The following is a 23,176-nucleotide window of genomic DNA, read 5'->3' on the forward strand; positions in this document are numbered from 1 at the left end:
GGGGGAGGGGACCCTTTTTTTCAAAAAAGGGTCCCCTCCCCCGGTGCCTTCGATCCCCCTTCTTCCTTACCGGCCCAGTTCGAGAGCGCCGCTTTTCTTGAGGCGCGTCAGCAGCGTATCGTTTGGGGCCTTGGTCATGCGGGGGGATTCGGGCTGTTGGAAGGCGGCCAGGACCATGCCGCAGAACTTGTCGCCCTTGTAGATTTCCACGCGGAAGATGGAGCCTTCCTTGTCCACGGAGTAGCCAGATTTGAGATCGGCGCGGGCGAGGGTGATACCGGCTTCGTTGTCGTGGCCGGGCTTGGCGTAGCCGATGACGTTGACGCGGTAATCGTGGTTTGGTTCGACGACAAAGGAACCGGCCACGTTGATCACGCTGCCGAAGGGCACGACGCGCCGCGTGCCGTCGATGGTCATGGGCACGGCGTCGAGGCTGGTGTCGTAGTCGAAGTATTGGGGGTCGAGTTCGGTCACGTTCTTGTTGCCGAAGTAGACCTTGAGGCTTTTGTCGGCCGAGACCAGGGCCATAATGGGGCTGCCGGGGCGGTATTCCACGGCGCTGCCTTTTTTGAGCGGGATGTAGCGCAGGCGGGCGCGGGCGTTTCGCAGGTCCAGATAGACCTTGTTGTCGAAAAACGAGACGTCCACGTTGCTTTGCAGGGCTTCGGCCACCTGTTTGGTGTCCAGGGGAAAGCTGCGCTCGAATTCGATGCCGAAGGACTTGAGGAAGCTCTCGACCACGGCCAGATGATAGTAGGCGGACATGAAGGGAGTGATGTTCTTGCTGCCTTCGATGCCGAAGGCCGGCTTGCCGTGGTTGATGGCGAAGTAGGTGAGCGTCTTCGACATCTCCTTGGCGGTCTCGTCGCTTAAGTCGTGGGTGTGGGTGTTTTTGACGTGGTAGGCGTGCAGTTCCTCGTAGAGGTGCTGGTTGGCGTTGTCCACGGCCTTTTGGGCCAGTGCTTTGAGGTCGCCGAAGCGCGCGCCTGGGACGTTCTCCTGGTCGATGATGACGGATTGGCCCCAGCGCGCCGGGCATTGCCAGTCGGAGACGTAGGTGGGGCTGTAGTAGCCCCAGCCGTCGTGCAGGTGGAGCACGACGTCCACGCGCTTGTCAGTGATGATGGCCTTTATTTTCTGGATGGCCGCGTATTCCGGGTCCTTGGGGTCGAGGTCGGCGAACTTGCGGTTCATGTCGCCGTGCATGCCGCGCGAGTTGTGGATGATGGACAGGAAGTTGAGGTTGGGCACGACCCATACCGCGCCGGTTTTGATCTTGTAGTGCGACACCAGCAGGGCGGCGGTGTAGAAGCCGCCGGGCTCGTCGCCCTGGATGCCGCCGATCACCAGCACGGTCGGTCCGGGGCGGCCGGAGTCGAGTTTGTGCAGGGTGAAGTCGAGATTGCCGCCAGAGGCGGTCGATGCGAAAGCCGAGAGGAGAAGCGCGATCAGGATGGAACGCATGGGACCTCGACGTGGCGTTGTTTTGGCCTTGCTTACGGCAAGGCGGGACGCCGTATTCTTTAACCGATCCGGCCTTGAAAGTCATCCCGGCGCCTGCCGTCGCAGCATCGCCGCTTGACGCGGCATGGACGAAAGACGATATTGTAAAGATGAACAACCCCAAGGAGCGTGCCGCATGAAACCGGTCGATCTGCTGTACATGGGACTTGGCGCGGCCTTTTTGGCCAAGGACAAGTTCGAGGAATTCGTGGATGAAATGGAAAAGCGCGGCGAGATGTCGCGCACCGAGGCCAAAAATTTCCTGGAAGACGCCCGGGCCCGGGCGAAACAGGAAGAAGAGGCCGTAAATGCCCGCATTCACAAGGAGCTGCAGAAAGTCCTGGAAGGCATGGGCCTGGCCACCAAGGAGGACATTGCCGAACTCAAGGCGCTTATCGAGAAAAAGTCGTCCTGATGCCGGTCGGATTCGCGCCGCGCCGCGTCTGGCTGGCCTTCCGGTTTCTCCATACGGTCTTCGTGCTGGTGCGGCGCAAGGAGCGGTTTCTTTTCCTGCGCCCTTTGCCGCCGCGCCAGCTCAAGGACGCCATTTTGACGCTCGGCGTCAGCTTCATCAAGCTGGCCCAGGTGCTGGCCACCCGGGCCGATTTTTTTTCCGAGGACTACCTTGTCGAACTGCGGGGCATCCACGACGAGGTCGCCCCCATGCCCGAAGCCGATTTCCGGACGGCCTTCGCCCGGGCCTTCGGCGACGCGCCGCCGTTTGCCGTCTTTGAGACGCTGCCGCTGGCCAGCGCGTCCATCGGCCAGGTGCATGAGGCCTATCTTGCCGACGGGAGCAAGGTCGCGGTCAAGCTGCGCCGGCTGGGGGTGCAGCGGCTGGTGCGGGCGGATTTGCGGCTGGTGCGGAGCATGCTGGCCGTTTTCACACCGTTTTTCTCCCGGGCCACGAAAAATTCCGTGGAAGCCGTGCTGGCGGAATTTTCCGCCATGATCGTCAAGGAAGCCGATTTGTCCGTGGAGCTTGCCAACCTGCGCAAGTTCGCCGACGCCTACGGCGACGGCGCGGTGCGTTTTCCGGTGCCGGTGCCGGAGCTTTCCAACGCCGACGCCCTGGTCATGAGCTTCGAGAGCGGGTTTCGCATCGACGACAAGGCCGGGCTCGCCGCCGCCGGCATCCCCTTCCGCAAGGTGCTCGACGACCTGATCGCCTTTTATATCGAACAGATGCTGGTGCGGGGCTATTTCCACGCCGACCCGCATCCCGGCAACATCCTGGTGCGGCCGGATGGGGGCATCACCCTGCTCGATTTCGGCATGGTCAAGCGGCTCCCCGCCGATACCCGGGTGGCCATGATCGAGGTGGCCAAGACCGCCCACGACCGGGACTACGAGGGCTTCATCGTGGCCTGCAAGCGTCTGGGCATCGTGGCCGCCGGGGCCGAGCCCACCGAGATGATGGAATTTTCCGAACGCATGTTCGACATCTTCGGCAACGCCAGCCTGTCCGCCGCCTCCATGCAGGCCCTGGCTTTTTCCGTCCTCGAGTCCATGAAGGATCTGCCGTTCAAGGTGCCCCAGGACGTGGTCTACGTCATGCGGGCGAGCACGCTGATCGAGGGACTTGGCACCACCTACATCGAGAATTTCAACGGCGTGAAGGACATCCTGCCGCTTTTGCGCCGCAATCTGGCCCGGGCCATGGGCGCGGAGGCCGGGCTTTTTCCGACCTTGCGCTCGGAGCTGACCAGCCTGCCGCTGACCTTGCGCCGGGCCAAGACGGTGCTCACGGACTTAAGCGAATCCAACCTGCGGGTGAAGCTCTCGCCCGAGACTTTGGAATACGCCGGCGAATGCCTACGCCCCTATCTGCGTCGCGTGGCCCTGGGGATTTTGCTCCTTGTCGCCGCCTTTCTCGTGGCCCTGACGCGCCCGCCCCATGCCGTGCCCATTGCCTGGGCGCTGTTCGCGGCCGGGGCGGTGCGCATCTGGCTGGCGCTCCGCTAGCGAACCCCTCTATTACACGCCGAAAAGCGCCTGCTCGAAATAGGCGTAGCCTTTTTCCACCGCATATTCGTAGGGCATATCCCAGTTGAAGCGGGCGCTTAGGGCGATATGCGGCACCGGGACGAAGCGCGCCTTGCGGGTGAGCAGGGCCTCGTAGCACGGGTCGGCGACAATGAAGTCCACGGCCGGATCGTTTACGCGCTCGGCAATGGCCTGCTCGGCGTCGGTGTCCAGGTCGCGGGGGCCGCGTGCGGCGAGAACGCCTAGGCAGCCGGGCGCGTCGGCAAAAAGCGCTTCGGACGGCGTCACGGACACCACGTCCACCTTGGGCAGGCCGAAATCGTGGCGCAGGCAGTGCTTGATGCCGTAGCTGACGACCGGCTCGCCGATGACCAGGGCGTGTTTGAATGGCGCGGGGCGCGCCGGGGGCGTCGCCGGGGCGGCGGGACGTCCCTCCAGCAGGGCCAGGACGTCGGCCAGCCCCTGCCGGCCGACGGGCAGGCCGGCCACATAGGGCGTGCCGTAGGCGGCCTGCATGCGCGCGGCCAGGGACAGGCCGCTTGCCGAAACCACCAGGTTGGCGGCCGCTTCCGGGGCCTCGCGTACGGCCTGGAGCGGGTCCTCTTGGCCCGGGCGGGCCACGGAAAAGACGCTGACCAGGGCATGGCCGCCTTGTTCAAGAGCCGTCAAAAGCGGCTGGATATGTTCCGGCTTGCCCGTGGACAGGTGGATGGCCCCGAGCACGTTCAGGCTTTTTTCCCGCTTCGTTGTCGGTGGGAGCATGAATTTGTCGGCCAGGGCCAGAAACGCCTTGGCCGCGCCCTCGGGGTAGGGTTCCGAGCCGGCGGTCGGCACCATGAACACCGGCAGCCCGGTGCGGGCTTCCAGCGTGCGGGCGAAACCCTTGAGGTCCGTGCCGATGATCTCCGAGATGGGCGTGCCGGCCAGGGCGATGAACCGGCGGTCGAGCTCGGTCGCGACCTTGGCGATGTTGCCGATGAACTTGTCCTCGTTGCCGAGGATGACGTCCATTTCCAGCAGTCCGGCCCCGACCACGGTGGCCGGTCCCCGGTACCAGCGGGGCTCGTCCTCGATATTGATATGCCAGGCCCCGCCGGCCGGGCCGTAGACCACCACCAGCCCGTCGAAATCGTACAGGGCCGAACTGACGCCGAAATAGCCTGTGGCCAGGGGCAGAAGCTTGTGGAAGATTTTCATGTGCTCCATCCTTGCGCTGTCGGGCTTAAATGAGGAACTGACGCCGGTAGATCCAGTCGTGGTTGCTGACCGGATGGGCCATCGCCTGCCGGGTCTCCTCAAGCATCCACACGGCGTTTTCGTAGCCGTAGTGCTGCTCCTGGTAGCGCGACAGGGGCACGTTGACGGCCTTGGCGCAAAATATGCCGGCGTCCACGCCGTAGGCCACGTCCACATGGTCGAAGGCGGCCGTCTCGCCGCACAGGTTCGGGTGGGAGACGTTGAAGACCCGGATGTGCGGCGCGACCTCGCGCAGGCGTTCGATCAGCTTCCATTCGTAGGGTTTGAAGGTGCCGCGCCCGAAGATGGTATCCACCGTGAGCCCCGCGTCCACGAAGGCCAGGGCCAGTTCGTAGGGGCTGCCGTTGATCGCGCATCCAATGGCGATGGTCTTGCCGCGAAGGGCGTCGAGCAGCGGTCCGGCGGCTTCCTTGGCGGCCTTCTCGGCGGCCGTCGTGTCCAGGTCGCGGCTGAGGGCCTCGCCTATTTTGGCGTACTGGGCGGCGATGGTCCCGAAGCCGTAGGCCGTGGGCACGAAAAGAGACGGGATGCCCAGCTCCTTTTCCATGCGCCCGGCCATGCCGTTGGCCAGCGGATGGAGCACCAGGGAATGCCCGGCCGAGGCCATGCGGGAAAATTCCTCAAGGTCGGCGCAAAGGGGAATCTGGGTGAGGCGCGACACGCCGGCCGCCCGCAGCACCGCGTAGAATTCGCCGTCCGGGGAAAGCGGCATGAAGGTGCCGAGCAGGTTCACGGCGTCGGGATCGGGGGTGCGCGGCGCATCCTTCAAAAACTCGTAAAACGAGGTGTAGGCCGAGGTGAAGGGCGATTCCTTGAGCCCGATGGTGATGGGGGCCATGGCTCCGAGGATGACGCGGCGGCCGGTGGCGGCTGTCAGCCGTTCGAGCACGCCGGTGAAATCTGTGCCCAGGATGTAGTCCGGGCAGCCGATGATGAGGAAGATGGCCTTTTCCGGCCGGGTGGCCGCGATATCCCGCACGGCCTTCTCGATCTTGTCCAGATGCCTGCCCATGGTCATGTCCACTTCCTCAAGGCACAGCATATAGAAGCGGTCGCCGAATCCCCGGGCATGGGCCATGAAGGCCGAGTGGCGCAGGCAGGCCGAGGGGCCGGCCATGATGGAAAGCGACTCGGGCAAAAGGAGCGAGGTTTCGATGACGCCCCAGCCGGCCAGGTTGGGGCCCACGCCCTCCAGCGGCGCGAAGGGGAAATCCTCCCGTCGCGTGAGCCGCGCCATCTCGATCGAGGCTTGTGTTGCGCGCATGGCGTTCTCCTGCGGATGTGGAATGGTCGGTTGCAAAGTTGTGGATATGGAATGGTTGGTTGAAAAGTTTAGGAAAGGGAGAGCGCGAGAGGGGAGAACCCTTTTCAAAGGGTTTCCCCTCTCGCATCCCTCTTTTCCCTATAATCCCATCATCGTCCGGGCGAGGTTGCGGAATTCGAGGGAGGTCGGCAGTCCGGGGTCGCCCTCCACGATGGTTTTGCCTTCTTCCTCGAAGGCGTGGATGGCCCGGTCGCGGGGGATAACGCCGAGGATGGTGGTGTCCATTTTCGCGGCGAAATCCTCCACCCGGGCCTTTTCGTCGGCCATGTCGCGGCAGTTGAGGATCAGCCCGCCGAGATCGGCGTAGTGGCGGTCGGCGAAATGGCGCAGGGCCAGGATGATGTTGCGGGCGGCGAGCAGGGCCATTTTCTCGCCCGAGGTGACGATGGCCACCTTGTCGGCGAAGCCTTCCCGCATGGGCACGGCGATGCCGCCGCAGACGATGTCGGCCAGGATGTCGTAGAGCACCACGTCCGGGGCGTAGGTCGCGTAGGCGTTCATTTCTTCCAGAAGCTCGAAGGCGGTGAGCATGCCCCGGCCGAAGCAGCCGACGCCGGGAGTCGGGCCGCCGACCTCCAGGCAGGTGGTGCCGCCGAATCCGGTACGGGCGATCTCGTCGAGGGTGGCCGGCCGGCCGTGTTCCTGCAAGTATTGCAGGATGGGCGGCGGGGTCAGGCCGCGCAGCAGATTGATGGTGGAGTCCGTTTTCGGGTCGCAGCCGATCTGCATGACCTTGTGTCCCTCGAGGCTCAGGGCGGCCGAGAGGCTCGAGGTCACGGTGGATTTGCCGATGCCGCCCTTGCCGTAGATGGCGATCTTAATCATGCGCCGCTCCTTGCATCTTGAGGGACTCACCGCGACTGGAGCCGATCGTGCGTCCGGCGCGGGCCAGCACGTTTTTCGCCTCGTCGACGGAGACGTACCGTTTCTTGGTGGTGATCTGGAATTCGTATTCGATCTTGTCTTTCCTGCTTTGCACGAAGGGGTTGCAGTTGGGCATAATGACGTTGGCCCCGCCCTGGACAAGCGCCCGGTACTGGCCCTGGTCGGGGTCCAATGTCGCGACGGTGTTGGCCGCCGCCAGATGGGTGTTCCGGGTCACGATGCGGGTCAGGGCGAAAACGCGCAGCATCAGTTCGATGTCGCCGGCCGGCTCATCCCCGAGCGGCGTGCTCCCATCCGGAATGAACGGCCCGATATTGACCATGTCCGGCTGGAATTCCTGAAAGAACAGGATGTCGTCGGCCAGAGCGTCCAGGGTCTGGCCCGGCAGGCCGACGATGTTGCCGACGCCGGTCTGGTAGCCCAGGGCGCGGATTTCCGTCAGCGCCCGTAGCCGCTCGGCCAGCGTGCGTCCGGGGCGCATCCGGGCGTAAAGCTCCGGGTTCATGGTCTCGTGCTTCATGAGGTAGCGGCCGGCCCCGGCGTCCCGGAAGGCGCGCAAATCGTCCGGCGAACGCTCGCCGAGGCTCAGGGTGACGGCTACGTCGGCTTGGTCGAGAAGCCGGCGCAGGATGGAGCAGACCCGCTCCCGGGTGTAATAGGCGTCCTCGCCGGACTGGAGGACCACGGTGCGAAGCCCTGCGGCTGCAATGGCCAGCCCCGTGTCCACGATCGTATCCTCGGACATGCGAAAGCGCTTGATGGTGTGGTTGCTTTTGCGCAGGCCGCAATAGAGGTCGTCGCACGAGCAGTGGTTGGAAAAATGCACCACCCCGCGCAGCTGGGCCTCGTCGCCGCAATACTCCCGGCGCACGCGGTCGGCCTCGGCAAAAAGCGTTTTCCCGGCCGCCGGGTCGCGCAGGGCGTCGAGAATGTCCCGTCTGTTCATGGCCGCATCCTTTTGTCCCCCGCTTATTTCACGTTGCTGCTTACCACGCGTCCGGTGTTGCCGTCCTCGATGCGCAGCACGCAGGCGTTGCAGGGGTCGAATGTGTGAATGACGCGCGTGAGTTCCAGCGGATTGGCCGGGTCGGCCAGCGGGATGCCCCGCAGGGCCAGTTCCAGGGGGCCGAGGGTCCCATCGCCGCTTCGGGGGGAGAAGTTCCAAAGCGAGGGCACCAGCGCCTCGTGGGCCACGATCCGCCTGTCCCGCAGGCGGATGCGGTGCACGAGCGCCCCCCGGGTGAGTTCCGCCAGGCCGATGCCCTCCCCGGTGTCCGGCAGCGCAAAGCCGGCCTGCAAGGCCGCGTTCCCCCGATCCAGGAACCGGTCGAGGTCGCCAAGCCAGGTCGCGGCGGACCGGATGCAGGCCACGGCCTCGAGCCCCCGGGCCAGCACGCGGCCGATGGTGGAATCAAGCGCCGCAAGCGGCAGACCGAGCGCTGTCAAGGCCGCGTCCGCAAGCTCCCGGACCAGGGCGTTGCCATGGGCGTACGCCCCGACGATGCGGGCCACGGGCCCGACCTCGCAGGCCCGTCCGGCATGGCGGGGCGCGCTGAACCAGCAAAAATCCTCGTTTCGCCAGTGGTAGGCCGTTTCCCCCGGGCCGAAGCGCAGCCGGTAGCGGTCCTTGTCCCCTTCGGCCCAGCCCGGGTCCGTCTCGTCGGTGACCGCCTCCGGGCTGGCCGGCGCGGCCTGGACGGCGTCTTTAACCGTGAAGACGCCGCCCGGGAAAAGGGCGTCGCCCCCCTCCGGGCCGGGGAACTCCCCCCAGGACAGAAAGGCGTCGGAGCGGCCCACGGCGGCCCAGTCCTTATAGATGCCGCCGACGAGCAGCACGTCGGGCAGGAGAGTGCCCTCGATAAATTGCCGGCACTCGCCCAAAAGCGTCGCGCACTCGGCCCGCGCCGCCGGGGACAGGTCGGGATTGCCGCCGCCGGTCAGGCTGGCGCTTTGGGGGAGTCCCCCGACATGCCAGGTGGCGTTGGCCGCCAGGGTGCCTTGCAAGATCGCCTGGGCCCGGCCCAATTTCGTCCGGATTTCCATGGCGGGCTGGACATGGCTCAAAACGAACAGGCAGGCCTCGGGGGAGGCGGCATAGGCCGGGTGGTCGCCGCCCGCTACGGAAAAAGGCGCGCCTTTCTCCGCCGAGGCCAGGGCGGCGAGACGCTTTTGCGCCTCGTCGAAAAACCGGGCCTCGGCCCTGAGACAAGGGTTGCTTTCGCGGGCGAATGCGGCGGTTTTTTCGGGTGTTGCCCGCAAGGCAGCGGCCAGGCTCAGCCAGTCGCTGGCATAGAACAGGTAGAAAAAGGTGAGGTGGTCGAGGAGAAACTGCAAGGCGTGGGCGATGTTGCGAACCAGGCGGGCGGATTCGGGCAGGCGTATGCCGATGAGCTGTTCCAGGGCCCGGGTGGCGGCCAGGGCATGGCCGGCATTGCACAGGCAGTGGGGGCGCTGGGCAAAGAAGGATTCCTCCCCGGACAGCGTTGCCCCCAGCAGGTAATTCATATTCTGGATCATCTTCCCCGTGCTCCAGGCCTCCACCACCCGTCCCTTGGCCCAAAGGACGCTGATGATGAAAAGATTCCCGTCACACTGGGCGATGTCGGCGTTTTTTTCGGAGCATATCGACATACGGATGTCCCATGAAGCGCCAGGCTGCAAGGCATGCTTCGCGGCTTTCGGTTGCGCCCCGGGCGGGCGTGTTGTCTGGACTGCATGGATAAAAAAATAAAAAATGTGTCACCGCTCTAAACAAACCCTTGCCGCGTGAAAAATAAGCGTTTCTCTAGATGTTCTGGGTTACCCGTGTGGCAGCGGGCAAGAAAGGCCGGAATTGCTTGTTGCGAACCGGCCTGTGGCGGCGATGCGGATCAGGCGGTAGGGCAATCGTCGCGAAATCCGTGCAGGCTGCGTGGCGAGGGTGCGGGAATGGGCATCACCAGCTTTACGCAAGGAAGCGCGATACGCGTTATTGGTTTTTCTTTTCGTTACAGACGTAACCACTTGTTTTTTAGACCTCTCCCAGGTCCCTGTCAAAAGGAAAAGGGGGGAGGGATGCCTCCGGCGGCCAGGGGAAACTTTTTGAAAAAAGTTTCCCCTGGACCCCTTCAAAAACTTTCAAAGGGGGTGGGGGGACTGCTTGGCCGTTGGAGAAGCGGAGCAAGGGGATAAGGGGGAAAATTGGAAGGTGATGCTGTCTGGGAGAATCCAAGCGGTAGGTCAATGAGCCTTCAAATATGGGCAGCTTGGCCTGGGCCGGGGGGACGGGTGGCGTCCGCGAAGGCGTATTCTTCAAATATGCGCCGCGCGCGGACGCCACCCGTCCCGCCGGCCAACCAAAGGATTAACCCGACGAGAAGCCACGGTCGGTCCTTACCGAACCGATGCCCCTAGGCTTTGGCGATGCGGTGGCTGGCATCCACCTTGCGGCTGGTCAGCAGAAAACACAGCCCGATGCCGACAAGACAGCACCCGGCGTTGCACAAAAACAAATCCGTGTAGCCGACGCGCTGCATGACCCAGGCTCCGTAGACCGGACCCACGAAGTTGCCGATCTGCAGGGACAGCATCATCAGGTTGGAATTGACCGCCTTGAAGCGCGGCGACGAGATGGTGAACATGAGCCCGTAAAGCGCCGGCGAGCTGACCCCCATGCCGATGCCCATGAGCAGCGACGAGGCGTACAGCCCGACCAGGCTATAGGACACGGCCATCAAGGTGAAACTGGCCGACGAGAGGAGGAAACTGAAGATGATGAGCCGGACCTTGTGCACTTTGTCGAAAAGCCGGTTGCCGAGCAGGCGGATGATGATCATGCAAAACATCTGGATGGTGAAATACGAGCCCACGGAGTCGAATCCCCGGGAGCGGAACAGCCCCTGGGCCATGAAGAAAAGCGAGGCGAAGGTGATGATGTAGATGCCGTTGAGCAAAAGCACCAACCCGATGCGGGGGGTAAGCGCGTTGCGGTACATCTCGCCGAGCGACATGGCCGACTGGGGCGCGTCGTCGTGCGCTGCCCGGCGCTGCCGCCGGCTGATGACGGCGATCATGACCAGCCCGGGCACGAGCAGCAGGGACATGTCGCGGTAGGTGTAGGCCACCGACGGCAGGTGGGGGGTGATGACGTCGCAAACGGACGGGACAAGGGAATAGGGCAGGAGCAGGGCGATGGAATAGAGGCTGAAGGCCTGCCCGCTGTGTTCGGGCGCGATGCGCGAGACCATGAGCGTCATGCAGGCGGCGGAAAGCAGGTACACCGCCGCCCCGTTGGCCAGACGCACCACCAGCAGGCTGGCGACGCTTTGGGCGTACAGGTAGCTTATGCCGCAGCCGATGAGGATAAGCGCGCCGGCCAGGGCGCAGGGGATGGCGTTTCTGACGGTCAGATAGGGGCTGGCGAACAGGAAAAAAGCGATGGTGGACAGCGAGGAGCAGCCGATGAGAAAGCCGCGCCAGTTGGCCGGAATGTGTATTTCCTGGAGATAGAGGTAAAGATTGTAAAAGACCGTGATGTTGCAGTAGGCCAGGAAGATGAGCAGACAGATGCAGATGAAATCGATGGTCAGAAGTTTTGTTTGCTGGGACATGGCGACAAGGCTTCGTTTGTTTCTTGGGGTTGGAGCAGGCCGTTTTTCACGAACAGGGCCACGACACGACTGATGGTCTCGATATCCTCCGGCGAATAGGCCTCCTTTTCGATGAAGCGCAAAAAGGTGTTCCGGTTGCGCTGAAAGGCGCTGGTCATGATGAAAAGCGAAAAGGCCAGCACCTTGTTTCCCATGGACGATTGTGGCTGCCCGTTCATTTCGTGCACCAGCGCCGCAAGGGCCGTGAGCGTCGGCTCGATGGTGCTTTCGTAGATGACGTTGAAAAAGGGCGTCGGGGTAATGAATTCGCGCTGCAGCAAAAGCGTCATCCAGCGTGAGCGGTTGGACGTCAAAAGCCGGGTGATGAGGTCGGTGACGATGCGCTGGGCCCGTTTCCCGGCATCCTCGCCGGCGGCCGCGCTTTGCCTTGTGGCCGTGCTGATGGCGGCCTGGTGCAGGCGGGCCAGTTCGCCGGCCACCTGCTCGATGACCGCCCGGTAGAGCCCTTCCTTGCTGGAAAAGTGAAAGGCGATGGAGGCGATGTTGGTTTCCGCCGCCGCCGCCACTTCCCGGATGCCCACCCCGGCATAGCCGCTTTCCGCGAAAAGCCGCAGCGCCTCGGCCAGGAGCCTCTCCCTGGTCAGCCGGCCTTTGGTCAGGCGTTTATCTGTCTTTGCGGGAGGTTGGGGCATGGGGTGTTCCTTGGTCCTGCGGCCGTTACGAGGTGCGGCGACAGTGCGCTTCCCCGGTAAAGTTGTCAATCGATCGATTGATTATTTTGATGACGGCGGCAAAGCCGGCCCATGGCTTTGGCCGGGGGTGGGGTTTTGTCGGAGCTGGAGTTTTGCCCGGGGAATCGGCGGGGGGGGCAGTGGGACAGCGACCGAAACCAATTGTTTCTGTAGAAAACAAATGATTTAATTATGCAGACCTGTCCCTGGTGGAACCTTTGTCGTGGGATGATTTGAAACTACCTGAAATTATTCTCTATTCGTGCTGAATGGATGGGCGTTTTTGTGAAAATGGCCCTTTGCGCCCCGGGTGGCGCGGGAAGGTTGGTCACGAATTTGCGCCGGACTGTTGACACATCTGTTTTACAATTGTATTCAAGCCGACACAAAGATCACAGCGCCAAGCGTCCCCAACGCCAACAGGCCGGAGGCCCCCATGACCGGGTTCGACGAAGAGGAAAACCAACTCATCTCACGCGTCGCCTGGCTCTATTTCCACGAGGAGCTTACCCAGGGGGACATCGGCGAACGCCTCGGGCTCACCCGCCTCAAGGTCAACCGCCTGCTCCAGGCCGGACGCGAGGCCGGGCTCATCCGGGTCGTCATCAACACCGCCTTTCGCGACTGCGTCGCCCTGGAAGCCGAACTCGTCCGCGAATTCGGCCTGACCCGGGCCATCGTCGTGCCGACCCCCGAGCGCGCCGGACAGCATTACTACGAAACCATCGGCCGCCCGGCCGGCGAATACGCCTCCCGCGAACTGACGGACGGCCAGCGCCTCGGCGTCGGCTGGGGCAACACCATGCGCGCGGCCATAAACGGTCTGGTCATCCGCTCCGTGCGCGGCCTTTCCGTCACCTCCCTCTACGGCGGCGTGCCCAGAAGCCCGGTCAATCCCTTCGATTCCACGGCCATGTTCGCCAGGAAGCTTTCGGCCGAGGTCTGCAACCACCTGCCCGCGCCCATGTTCGTTTCCACCCCGGACGTGCGCCAGACCATCGCCGCCCAGCCCTTTTTCCAGACCTTCTACAAGGAGGCCCTGGACGTGGACATGATCCTCACCGCCGTTGGCGACATGACCGCCCAGGCCACCAACATCGCGCTGGGGGCCATAAGCCTGGACCAGCGCCGCGATCTGGCCCGGGCCGGCGCGGTGGGGGAGTTTTTCGGCCGCTTTCTCGACGCCGACGGCAATGTGCTGGACCACGGCATCAACCGGTGCAGCATGTCCCCGGATTTCGCGGGGCTGTGCAAGGTCCCCCATATCATTCTCGTCTCCGGCGGCATGGCCAAGGTGCCCATTCTGCAAGCCGTGTTGCGCCGCGGCTATGTGCATGCCTTTGTCACGGACGCGAGCACGGCCCGCAGTCTGCTCAACCCTTAACGCCAAGGCGGAGCCATGGACAGACAGGAACAGCTCGCCCGTCTGCAGGACGGGGAAACTTTCGACCTTCTCGTGATCGGCGGCGGGGCCACCGGCTGCGGCATCGCCCTGGACGCGGCCACCCGGGGCCTTCGCGTCGCCCTGGTGGAACGCGACGACTTCGCCCAGGGCACCAGCAGCAAAAGCACCAAGCTGGTGCACGGCGGCGTGCGCTATTTGGAAAAGGCCATCCTCAAGGGCGACAGGGAGCAGTTCAACCTCGTGCGCGAGGGGCTGCGCGAGCGCGGCTGGCTGCTGCAAAACGCTCCCCATCTGGCCCATTCCATCCGCCTCATGACCCCGGTCAAAACCTGGTTCCAGGCCGCCTACATCTTCGCCGGGCTGGTGCTCTACGATCTCCTGGCCGGCCACCTCTCCCTGGGACACAGCCGCATCGTCACCCGGGCCAAGGCGAAAAAGCTCTTTCCCCAGCTCAACCTCGACGACTACAAGGCCGCGGTCATCTATGCCGACGGCCAGTTCAACGACGCGCGCATGGCCGTGACCCTGGCCCGGACCGCCGCGGCCTACGGCGCCGTGTGCGCCAACCACGTGGAAGTGACCGGGCTCGTCAAGGAAAACGGACGCGTCCGGGGCGCGCACCTGCGCGACAGGCAAAGCGGCCGGACCTGGACCGTGGCCGCCAAGGGCGTGGTCAACGCCACCGGGCCCTTTGCCGACGCCATCCGGCGCATGGACGACCCCGAAGCGCCGGGCATGCTCAAGGTCAGCTCCGGCATCCATATCCTGCTTGAGGCCGGCACCGTCCCCGACGACCTGTCGCTCATGATTCCAAGCACCGAGGACGGCCGCGTGCTCTTCATGATCCCCTGGCAGGGGCACGTCCTTTTCGGCACCACCGACGAGCCGGCGGACATCGCCGTCGATCCGGCCCCGGATTGCAAGGACGTGGACTACCTGTTGCGCTATGCCAGCGCCTATCTGCGCAAGCCCGTGACCGGCCGGGACGTCCTGGCCGTGTGGAACGGCCTGCGGCCGCTGGTCTTCGACCCCAAGAAGGGGAGCACCCAGGAACTGGCCCGCACCCACGTCCTGACCAAGAGCCCGTCCGGGCTTTTGACCATGGCCGGCGGCAAGTGGACGAGCTACCGCGCCATGGCCGAGGACGCCGTGGACGCGGCCTGCGCCGCCTTCGGCCTTTGCGGGGATCGCCCCTGCGTCACCCGCGAGCTGCGCCTGATCGGTTCCCGGGCGTTCTATCCCGGTGCCTGGCGGGATCTGGCCACCCGGGAAAACATCGCCCCGGAACTGGCCCGCTCGCTTTATTCCCTCTACGGCGACGAGGCCGGCGCGGTGCTGGCCCTTGGCCGGGAACTCGACCTGTTAACGCCCATTCATCCGGATCATCCCTATATCGGCGCGGAAGTGGCCTTTGCCGTGCGCCGGGAAATGGCGGTGCGCCTTGGCGACGTGCTGCTGCGGCGTCTGCCGCTTGGACTTGTGGACATGCGCCATGCCGAGGAAGCGGCCCCGGTCGTGGCGACGATCATGGGACGGGAACTCGGCTGGGACGAGGACCGTCGCATTCGTGAAGTGGAGAGCGCCCGCCGGCTGCTTGCGACCTGGTTTTCCGGGCAGGAAGCGTCGCATGCCGGACCGGCGGACACATTGGCGGAGGAAGGCCTGGGCAAACAGCCCTGTTCCCGCCCGGAAGGGGACGGGCCAACGGTCGAAGCGCTGTAAGAGGGGTGTTCCATGAACGAGTCGTCACTGGGCAAGGAGATGTTCTCCGAATTTCTGGGGACCATGATCCTCATCATATTCGGAGCCGGATGCGTGGCCATGAAGGTCTTTTTCGGCGAGGCGTTGAACATATCATGGGACACGATCACCTTCGGTTGGGGGCTGGGCGTCTTTTTCGGCGTGCTGGCCAGCCTGCGCTCCGGCGCGCACATCAACCCCGCCGTGACCCTGTCCCTGGCCGTCACCGGCCGTTTCCCCTGGGGCAAGGTGCTGCCCTACACCCTGGCCCAGACCGCCGGCGGCTTTCTCGGCGCGGCCATCGTGTTCCTTGATTTCAAGGCCAAATGGCTCATGGCCGACCCGACGCTGGTCAAAACGGCCGGCATCTTCTGCACCTTCCCGGCCGTGCCCGGGTTCTGGCCGGGCTTTATCGACCAGGTCATCGGCACCGCCGTGCTCATGTTCGGCATTCTCTCCATCGGCGACTTCGGGGCCAAGAACAAGGTGCCCTGGATCGGCCCCGTGGCCGTGGCCATGCTGGTCATGGCCATCGGCATGAGCCTTGGCGCCATGAACGGATACGCCATCAACCCGGCCCGCGACTTCGGCCCCCGCTTTTTCGCCCTGCTGGCCGGGTTCACCCAACCGAACCTGATGGATATGAGCATCGTGCTCGTGCCCATCCTCGGACCCTTCGTCGGCGGCTCGCTTGGTGCGCTCCTCTATGACAGGACCACCGGAGCGCTCAACAAGGACCCCAATGCCGATTTTTGCGAAGACGGCGCGCAGGAATGTGAGGAGTGTAAGTCATGAGCAAGTACATTCTGGCCCTTGACCAGGGCACGACCAGTTCCCGAGCCATCCTTTTTACGCGTGAAGGCGACATCAAGCAGATCGCGCAAAAGGAGTTCACCCAGATTTATCCCCAGCCGGGTTGGGTGGAGCACAACGCCAACGAAATCTTCGACACCCAGTCCTTCGTCATGGGGGAATGCCTGAGCCAGGCCGAGGCCGACGCCTCGGATGTTGCCGCCATCGGCATCACCAACCAGCGCGAGACCACCGTGGTTTGGGAAAAGGCCACCGGCTCCCCCATCCACAACGCCATCGTCTGGCAGGATCGCCGCACGGCCGGGTTTTGCGACGAGCTCAAAAAACGCGGTCTGGAAGACACCATCCGCGCCAAAACCGGTCTGGTCATCGACGCCTACTTCGCTGGCACCAAGATCCGCTGGATGCTCGACAATGTCCCCGGAGCCCGGGCCAAGGCCGAAAAGGGCGAACTGCTCTTCGGCACCGTCGATTCCTGGCTCATCTGGAACCTGACCAAGGGCGCGGTCCACGTCACCGACACGTCCAACGCCAGCCGGACCCTGCTCTACAACATCCACACCGGCCAGTGGGACGACGAGCTGCTCGCGATCATGGACGTGCCCCGTTCCATGCTGCCCCGCGTGAGCCAGTCCTCGGAAGTGGTGGGCGAGGTGCATCCCGAGTTCCTGGGTCGGGCCCTGCCGATTGCCGGCATCGCCGGCGACCAGCAGGCCGCCACCTACGGCAACGCCTGCCTGCACGAAGGCATGGCCAAAAACACCTACGGCACCGGCTGCTTTATGCTCATGAACACCGGCACCACTCCCCGCCCCAGCACCAACAACCTCCTGACCACCGTGGCCTGGGGCACGCCGTCGGGGCGGTACTACGCCCTGGAAGGCAGCGTGTTCATCGCCGGCGCGGTGGTGCAGTGGCTGCGCGACGGCCTTGGCATCATCAAAAGCGCCCCCGAGGTGGAACAGCTCGCCCTGTCCGTGCCGGACAACGGCGGCGTCTTCCTGGTGCCGGCCTTTGTCGGCCTGGGCGCGCCCCATTGGGACCAGTACGCCCGCGGCACCATGGTCGGCATCACCCGCGGCACGACCAAGGCCCATATCGCCCGGGCGGCCATCGAATCCATCGCCCTGCAGACCCACGACATCATGGCTTCCATGCAAAAGGACGCCGGCATCAAGCTGGAGACCCTGCGCGCCGACGGTGGGGCCACCCGCAACAACCTGCTCATGCAGTGCCAGGCGAACGTGCTGGGCGTGCCTGTCGAGCGGCCCAGGGTGACCGAGACCACGGCCCTCGGCGCGGCCTATCTGGCCGGCCTGGCCGTCGGCTTCTGGCAAAGCGAGGAGGAGATCGCCGCCATGTGGCAGCTCGACCGCCGCTTCGAGCCGAACAAGTCCCCGGAAGAGCGGGAAAAGCTGATCTACGGCTGGCAGCGGGCCGTGGAACGCTGCCGGAACTGGATCGAATCCTAGGAGAGCGGCATTCCGCCGTATTGCCCTCGAAATCCCTGTCCAGCCTTTCGAGGCTGCGACGCGAAGGGAACATATTGCCCGGTCCCTGCGGTTTGCCCGAAGACGAACCGGACCGTAGGGAAAACATGCGCGCGGCGGCATGGCTTCGGCCATGCCGCCTTATTTTATGGGGAAGAGGGGAGGAGGAGATGCGAGAGGGGAAACCCTTTAAAAAGGGCAGTAGCCCCTCTCGCGCTCTCCCCTTCCTGAATCTTATAACGGGGACCTTGTCCGGTCAGGCCATTTCGAGGACATTTCGTATGAAAGGCGTGGGGAAGCGGCCTTTGGTGGTTGCTGTGCTGGGGCTAACCGATGGCGGCGGTGAGGATGGCCGCCAGTTCGTCGGACGACAGTTCCACGGGGTTGCCCCGCATGCTGCTGGCCTTGGCGGCTTTTTCGACGACGAGCGGGATGTCGGCCGCCGTCACGCCGAGGTTTCCCAGGGAGGGGGCCTGGAGGGCGCGGCAGGTTGCGGCCAGCCAGTCGGCGGCGTCTTCCGGCGTGGCTTCCGGCGAACCGGTGAGCAGGCGGGCGGCCGTGGCGTAGGCGGCCAGGGCGGGAGCCTCCGGGGCGCGGTCGCGAAGGGCCTTGATGTTGGCCGCCGTGACGAAGGGCAGGAGGCTTGCGCAGACGAAACCGTGCGGCGCGCCGAAAAGGCCGCCGATGGGCGCGGCGAACCCGTGCACGGCCCCGAGCTTGGCATTGGCCAGGGCCATGCCGCCCAAAAGACTCGCCAGGGCCATATCCTCTCGCGCCTGAAGGTCGTTTCCGTCCGCATAGGCCGCGGCGAGTCCCCGGGCGGCCCGGGGCAGCCCCTCCCGGCACAGGGCGTCGGTCATGGGGTTGGCCTTGCCCGAGACGAAGGACTCCAGGAGCTGGGTCAGGGCGTCGAGGCCCGTGGCCGCCGTGACGGCCGGCGGCATGGTCGCCGAAAGAAGCGGGTCCACCAGGGCGACGTCCGGGAGCATCATGGCCGAACGCAGGCTGACCTTCACCCGAGCCTCGGGGACGGTGAGCACAGCGTTGGCCGTGGCCTCAGCTCCGGTGCCGGCCGTGGTCGGCACGGCGATACACGGCAACGGGCGCGCGGTCAGGGGCCGGCCCTGGCCGACGACTTCCAGATAGGTGAAAACGTCGGCCGTGTTGGTCGCCAGCGCGGCCACGGCCTTGGCCGTGTCGAGGGCGCCGCCGCCGCCGATGCCGACCACCACGTCGCAGCCGGCCTCGCGGGCCAGACGCGCGCCGGCCACGGCCGTTTCCACGGCGGGTTCCCCGGCCACGGGAAAAACGGTCACGGCCAGGTCGGCCTGACGCAGGGCCGTGAGCAGTGCCTGGTGCCGGGCCGGGGTCGCGCCCGTGACGACGAGCGGGGTGTGGCCGCTTGCCGCGACGAGCGTGGGGAGTTGTCCGGCCGTGTCGCGGCCGAAGATGACCTTGCCCGGCGTTTGGAATGTAAAGTTCATACGCCATTATGGCCCGCTCCGGGCCGTGGCGCAAGGGAGTGGGGGAGGGGTTCGGGAAAGGCGGGGAAACGGGAAAAAGGCCGCCCTGCTTGCCGTGCCGGGAAAAGCATCGTAAGAATGGCATAACCCTGGAAATGGGTTGCCGAAGAAATCGTTTGATAATTTTAAAAATTTCAGCAGGTTAAAGGAGTGAAAAATGTCAAAAACACTGCTTGTCGCCAAAAACGTTGCGCAGGGAAACATTCTGGCGGACACGATAAAGGGCCAGGCCTATGAGGTCGATGTCGTGCATTCCGTCGATGAGGCTGTAGCGATTTTCAAAAGAGAGCCCTTCGACGCGATCGTGCTGGATGTTTCCTTCGAAGCCGATGCCAAGGCCGCGGTCGAGCGCGTCAGGGAAAGCGCTGCCGCCGCGTCGGAAAAAAGAACCCCCCTGATCGTCGTGACCAAGAGCTTTGGCGAAAGCTCCTTTCTGCTCGATTCGGGCGAAGTGGACGTCTTGCTGGAATACCCCGCCCATGTGGAGCAGTTGCGGCAGGTGGTCGAGCAATTCGTCGGCTGTTGAGACGACATCCCGCAAGGCCTTGACACACGACTTTCCTTGATGTGATCGTCAAAGCGGCCGTAGAGGATGCGTCCTTCCCCGCAGCTTCACCCACGGCACGTTCCCATGCGTTCACGCCTATCCGGTTCGTCAGGCGGACCCGGCATCATAACAGTGTTTCCTTTCACCTTGCGAAGGATGGTCAATGAGCAGCGAGCAGCACTTGGCGCTTACCGAAGTGGGCACGAACGAAGTCGAAATCATGTGTTTTTATCTCGACATCCATGCCGGAGAATCCGTCTACAGAGCCTATTACGGCATCAACGTGGCCAAGGTGCTCAAGATCACCAGGCTTCCCGAGCAGGTCATGCGCCCGCCGCTCGCCACCCACGCCTCGGTGTACGGCGCGTTTCACTTCAAGGACCGGGACAAGGTGGTGCCGGTGGTGGCCCTGGCCCGCTATCTGGAACAACCGCAAATCGAAAGCGACACGCAAAAGTTGATCATCACCGAATTCAATCAGGTGATGACCGCCTTCCTGGTCTCCGGCATCACCCGCATCTACCGCCTGAGCTGGGCCGATGTGGAAAAGCCGGACAAATACATCAATGAATACTCCCACAATGCCTTTACCGGGCTGGTGAACCTGGAAGGGCATATCGTCTTCATCCTCGATCTGGAAAAGGTCGTCATCGAATTGAACCCGGATTCCGGCAAGGATTTTTTCGGTGTCGCCAACGCCATCAAGGCCGACCACAGCATCCACGTGCTGCACGTGGACGATCAGGCCATCGTGCGGCGCATGGTCAAGCGCGCCCTGGAGCAGGACGAATCGTTCACCGTGGAGTCGGCCGACAGCGGCCAGGAAGCCCTGGCCATGCTCCAGGACAAGCTGACCGAGGCCAAGGAAAAGGGCTGCGCCGTGACGGATCTGGTCAATGTGGTGGTTACCGACGTGGAGATGCCGGTCATGGATGGCTATACCCTGTGCCGCTCCATCAAGGACAACCCGGAACTGGCCCGCCTGCCGGTGTACCTGTTTTCCTCGCTTATCACCGAGGAAACCCTGCACAAGGGCCAGTCCGTGAAGGCCGACGGCCAGTTTCCCAAGCCCCAGACCGAGGTGATGGCCCGGGAAATCCTGGCTGACCTGGCCCGCAAGTGCATCGAAGCTCCGGTTGCCGGCCCGGTCTGAGGTCGTCAATTCGTTGGACAGGCTTTGGCCTTGAACTCCGCTGAAAACTTCCGTCGCGTGGACATCGAAAACCGTCCTCCTCGCTTGAGGACTATAGCTTAGCAGACGTTCCAACTGTCCGCGATCAGTTCAGTTTTTAAAAAGCGTCTGATGACCTTTGTCAGCGGCGCTTGACGACAAGTTGAATCGAAAAAAGCCAATTGTTTTTTAGATCAATTTGCAAAAAAGTAAACTCATTTTAACGAAGCCCCTTGTGTAAGAAGTTGACAGCTAGGAAATTTAAGTTATCTTCCTCAAGAAAATTCGAAAAACAAACACAAGGAGACTTCCCCATGCCTATCGCATCGAAATTTGACGCGATGAAACTTCGCACCATGATCACCGAAGGAAAGACTGCGCAGCAGATTATGGATGCCTTCGATATTCCCAAAACAACCCTGAAAAACCATCTCACGAAGCTGATGACGCTGGATGAGAAGTTCTATAAGATAGCAGGCATGGATGCTCGTGTGGCGTCTGGAAGTGTGAAGCTCTCGAAGAATGGTTTGCGGTTATCCCCGACGCTCCTGGCCAACTACGGCTTCAGCCAGGGCGACGAGTTCAAGGTGTCCTGCTTGGAAGAGGGGAAGATTGTGCTCGAGAAGAAGTAGCTAGAATTTCAGATGGTTCCATGAAAAGGCCCACGTCGTCCAGGAAAATTGGTTGGCGTGGGTCTTTATCCTTCTCATAAGGTTGAGAGGTTAATCTCCACTTTAGTCTTTGAGAAAGGAGGGGAGGCGTGGCTAACCATTCACCAATAATTTTTTTTTATATCCGGAGAAAAAGTAATATTTTTTGCTTCAACAGCATAGCCAGGACTGTTTAAGTATTTTTTTTGCATCATTGGCAGTTTCAAAACATTCCGGGATGTAATTTGTTTGATGACATTTTCCAGCACGTCTTCGTCTATGACTTTTGACTCTTTTATTGCGTTGGCGATTTCAGCTATAGGATCATGTGGAAATAGGGTGGTTTCTCTCGAAAACCGGAATCCATTTAAGCCTGACCCTAGGCCAACCCACTGTCCGTCCTTGCCGACGCCTGTATTGTCAAAGTCGGCATAATGACTTGACCTCAGCGCTCCTGCGGGCGTACTTCCCCACGATCCGACAACTTGCCGACAGAGCCGGTGGTTATGCCCCTGCTATTTTTTGGCGGGGGAACTCGGTCGTTGGCTTCGGGACACGTTCGGGCTGCCGCATGGACCTTGCTTTTGCGTATGGAACCGCCGCTTATGGGAAGCGCGTGCGCTTGCCGCTTCGCAGGCCCGATCCCTCCTTTGAAAAGGGTGCCTTCCGTGTCCCGCCTGTCAGGAAGCGATCCCGTTGGCCAAGCGCCAGGGGGGGCTTTTTTATCCGTTTGTTTTCGAACCCTGCCCGACCGGTTGCAAGCGACCGCCGCGCTGCGGCCGGCAACCGGAAAGACCGCCGCAACGGCGACTCCTGAAAAAGGCCTATGACCTACGAAACCCATGCTCCCTATGATGATGACCTGGATGACAAGGACCGGAACTTTTGGACCGCGACGGCCGAAGGGTATGACGCCTGGATCGCCAATGACTTTAAGGATCAGTACGAAGTCAATTGGAACATCCTGGCGAAACATGTGGACCCGAATATCCGGCTTCTCGATGTCGGTTGCGGGCCGGGAAGCCTGAGCATCCGTCTCTCGCGGCGGTGTCATGAGGTCTGGGGCGTGGATGTGACACCGGAGATGATACGGGTCGCGGAAGAGAAGTCGGCCTGCGAGCCAGCGAATGTGTATTTCCAAGAGGCTGACGCCTGTGCCTTGCCCTTCGAAAACCACAGCTTCGACACCGTGATGAGCGTCAATGCCCTGCAGACGATGGACCAGCCGGAGATGGCCATAAGCGAGATGCACCGCGTGCTGCGGCCCGGCGGGGAGCTCCTGCTCATCACCTATTGTTATGGCGAGGCCACGCGCTCGGAGCATAATGCCTTGTTGGATTGGGCGGTCCGGTTCGACGGCCGGGCGATGTGGCACAGCTTCACGTTCACCCAGCTTGGCGCGCTGCTGGCGGCCAAGGGGTTCGAGGTCGTCGAGGCCGAGAGGATCTGGGAGGGGCCGGTGGTGGCCTTTCTGCGGGGCCGGGCGATCCATTCCTGATCGGGACGCCTCGCCCGTGTCCCCGCAAGGTCGGGCAATCCCCCGTGGTTGCGGGGGCGCTCCG

General features: G+C 63.1%; 19 protein-coding genes. 10 read left to right on the top strand and 9 right to left on the bottom strand.

Annotated elements, in window-relative coordinates; genetic code table 11:
- Positions 1 to 66 precede the first annotated feature (66 nt).
- Positions 67 to 1,464, bottom strand: a complete 1,398-nt coding sequence (locus ACMZ6R_RS12105; protein ID WP_416111745.1) for a M14 family metallopeptidase — start codon at positions 1,462 to 1,464, stop codon at positions 67 to 69.
- A gap of 175 nt (positions 1,465 to 1,639) precedes the next feature.
- Between ACMZ6R_RS12105 and ACMZ6R_RS12110 the strand changes: the two genes are divergently transcribed.
- Together ACMZ6R_RS12110 and ACMZ6R_RS12115 are read left to right on the top strand one after the other, a co-directional pair.
- Positions 1,640 to 1,918 (top strand): phasin family protein, encoded by a 279-nt coding sequence (locus ACMZ6R_RS12110; protein ID WP_416111747.1) that lies wholly within the window; start codon positions 1,640 to 1,642, stop codon positions 1,916 to 1,918.
- The gene (locus ACMZ6R_RS12115) at positions 1,918 to 3,468 is read left to right on the top strand and encodes an ABC1 kinase family protein (RefSeq protein WP_416111749.1); all 1,551 of its coding nucleotides are present in this window, start codon (positions 1,918 to 1,920) and stop codon (positions 3,466 to 3,468) included. The genes ACMZ6R_RS12110 and ACMZ6R_RS12115 overlap by 1 nt, the downstream gene beginning before the upstream one ends.
- A 12-nt stretch (positions 3,469 to 3,480) precedes the next feature.
- On the opposite strand, the gene ACMZ6R_RS12120 is transcribed toward ACMZ6R_RS12115, so the two are convergent.
- From ACMZ6R_RS12120 to ACMZ6R_RS12150, 7 genes are all read right to left on the bottom strand, one after another.
- Complete coding sequence (locus ACMZ6R_RS12120) at positions 3,481 to 4,686, bottom strand: nitrogenase component 1 (RefSeq protein ID WP_416111751.1); 1,206 nt, start codon at positions 4,684 to 4,686, stop codon at positions 3,481 to 3,483.
- A gap of 25 nt (positions 4,687 to 4,711) precedes the next feature.
- Positions 4,712 to 6,010: a nitrogenase component 1 gene (locus ACMZ6R_RS12125; RefSeq protein WP_416111753.1), complete on the bottom strand. Its 1,299-nt coding sequence runs from the start codon at positions 6,008 to 6,010 to the stop codon at positions 4,712 to 4,714.
- A 138-nt stretch (positions 6,011 to 6,148) separates the two neighbouring features.
- Complete coding sequence (locus ACMZ6R_RS12130; RefSeq protein ID WP_416111755.1) at positions 6,149 to 6,895, bottom strand: AAA family ATPase; 747 nt, start codon at positions 6,893 to 6,895, stop codon at positions 6,149 to 6,151.
- A complete protein-coding gene (gene hydE, locus ACMZ6R_RS12135; RefSeq protein ID WP_416111757.1) occupies positions 6,888 to 7,901 on the bottom strand; it encodes a [FeFe] hydrogenase H-cluster radical SAM maturase HydE in 1,014 nt (337 codons plus the stop codon). The genes ACMZ6R_RS12130 and hydE overlap by 8 nt, the downstream gene beginning before the upstream one ends.
- 23 nt (positions 7,902 to 7,924) lie before the next feature.
- Entirely contained in the window at positions 7,925 to 9,586 is a 1,662-nt protein-coding gene (locus ACMZ6R_RS12140) for a nickel-dependent hydrogenase large subunit (protein ID WP_416111759.1), read from the bottom strand.
- 758 nt (positions 9,587 to 10,344) lie between these two features.
- Entirely contained in the window at positions 10,345 to 11,544 is a 1,200-nt protein-coding gene (locus ACMZ6R_RS12145) for an MFS transporter (RefSeq protein ID WP_416111761.1), read from the bottom strand.
- Positions 11,520 to 12,236 (bottom strand): CerR family C-terminal domain-containing protein, encoded by a 717-nt coding sequence (locus ACMZ6R_RS12150; RefSeq protein WP_416111763.1) that lies wholly within the window; start codon positions 12,234 to 12,236, stop codon positions 11,520 to 11,522. Before ACMZ6R_RS12150 ends, ACMZ6R_RS12145 begins: the two co-directional genes overlap by 25 nt.
- 475 nt (positions 12,237 to 12,711) lie before the next feature.
- Here ACMZ6R_RS12150 and ACMZ6R_RS12155 point away from each other — a divergent pair, with 475 nt between their 5' ends.
- From ACMZ6R_RS12155 to glpK, 4 genes are read left to right on the top strand one after another with little or no spacing between them, the layout of a single operon-like run.
- Positions 12,712 to 13,659, top strand: coding sequence for a sugar-binding transcriptional regulator (locus ACMZ6R_RS12155; RefSeq protein WP_416111765.1), 948 nt, complete (start codon positions 12,712 to 12,714; stop codon positions 13,657 to 13,659).
- Between the two features lie 15 nt (positions 13,660 to 13,674).
- Positions 13,675 to 15,402 carry an FAD-dependent oxidoreductase gene (locus ACMZ6R_RS12160; protein ID WP_416111767.1) on the top strand — a complete coding sequence of 576 codons (1,728 nt, stop codon included), beginning with the start codon at positions 13,675 to 13,677 and terminating at the stop codon, positions 15,400 to 15,402.
- A gap of 12 nt (positions 15,403 to 15,414) precedes the next feature.
- A complete protein-coding gene (locus tag ACMZ6R_RS12165; RefSeq protein ID WP_416111769.1) occupies positions 15,415 to 16,215 on the top strand; it encodes an MIP/aquaporin family protein in 801 nt (266 codons plus the stop codon).
- Complete coding sequence (glpK, locus tag ACMZ6R_RS12170) at positions 16,212 to 17,705, top strand: glycerol kinase GlpK (RefSeq protein ID WP_416111771.1); 1,494 nt, start codon at positions 16,212 to 16,214, stop codon at positions 17,703 to 17,705. The genes ACMZ6R_RS12165 and glpK overlap by 4 nt, the downstream gene beginning before the upstream one ends.
- A 344-nt stretch (positions 17,706 to 18,049) precedes the next feature.
- On the opposite strand, the gene ACMZ6R_RS12175 is transcribed toward glpK, so the two are convergent.
- The gene (locus ACMZ6R_RS12175) at positions 18,050 to 19,207 is read right to left on the bottom strand and encodes an iron-containing alcohol dehydrogenase (RefSeq protein ID WP_416111773.1); all 1,158 of its coding nucleotides are present in this window, start codon (positions 19,205 to 19,207) and stop codon (positions 18,050 to 18,052) included.
- 196 nt (positions 19,208 to 19,403) lie between these two features.
- On the opposite strand from ACMZ6R_RS12175, the gene ACMZ6R_RS12180 reads away from it, so the two are divergent.
- The 4 genes from ACMZ6R_RS12180 to ACMZ6R_RS12195 all read left to right on the top strand — a co-directional run bounded on the left by ACMZ6R_RS12180 (position 19,404) and on the right by ACMZ6R_RS12195 (position 23,112).
- A complete protein-coding gene (locus tag ACMZ6R_RS12180; protein ID WP_416111775.1) occupies positions 19,404 to 19,772 on the top strand; it encodes a response regulator in 369 nt (122 codons plus the stop codon).
- Between the two features lie 184 nt (positions 19,773 to 19,956).
- The gene (locus ACMZ6R_RS12185; protein WP_416111777.1) at positions 19,957 to 20,946 is read left to right on the top strand and encodes a chemotaxis protein; all 990 of its coding nucleotides are present in this window, start codon (positions 19,957 to 19,959) and stop codon (positions 20,944 to 20,946) included.
- Between the two features lie 332 nt (positions 20,947 to 21,278).
- Positions 21,279 to 21,596: an ArsR family transcriptional regulator gene (locus tag ACMZ6R_RS12190; RefSeq protein WP_416111779.1), complete on the top strand. Its 318-nt coding sequence runs from the start codon at positions 21,279 to 21,281 to the stop codon at positions 21,594 to 21,596.
- 844 nt (positions 21,597 to 22,440) lie between these two features.
- Entirely contained in the window at positions 22,441 to 23,112 is a 672-nt protein-coding gene (locus ACMZ6R_RS12195) for a class I SAM-dependent methyltransferase (protein ID WP_416111781.1), read from the top strand.
- Positions 23,113 to 23,176: the final 64 nt, after the last annotated feature.

The sequence above is a fragment of the Solidesulfovibrio sp. C21 genome, from assembly GCF_047785625.1.
GTDB lineage: Bacteria > Desulfobacterota > Desulfovibrionia > Desulfovibrionales > Desulfovibrionaceae > Solidesulfovibrio.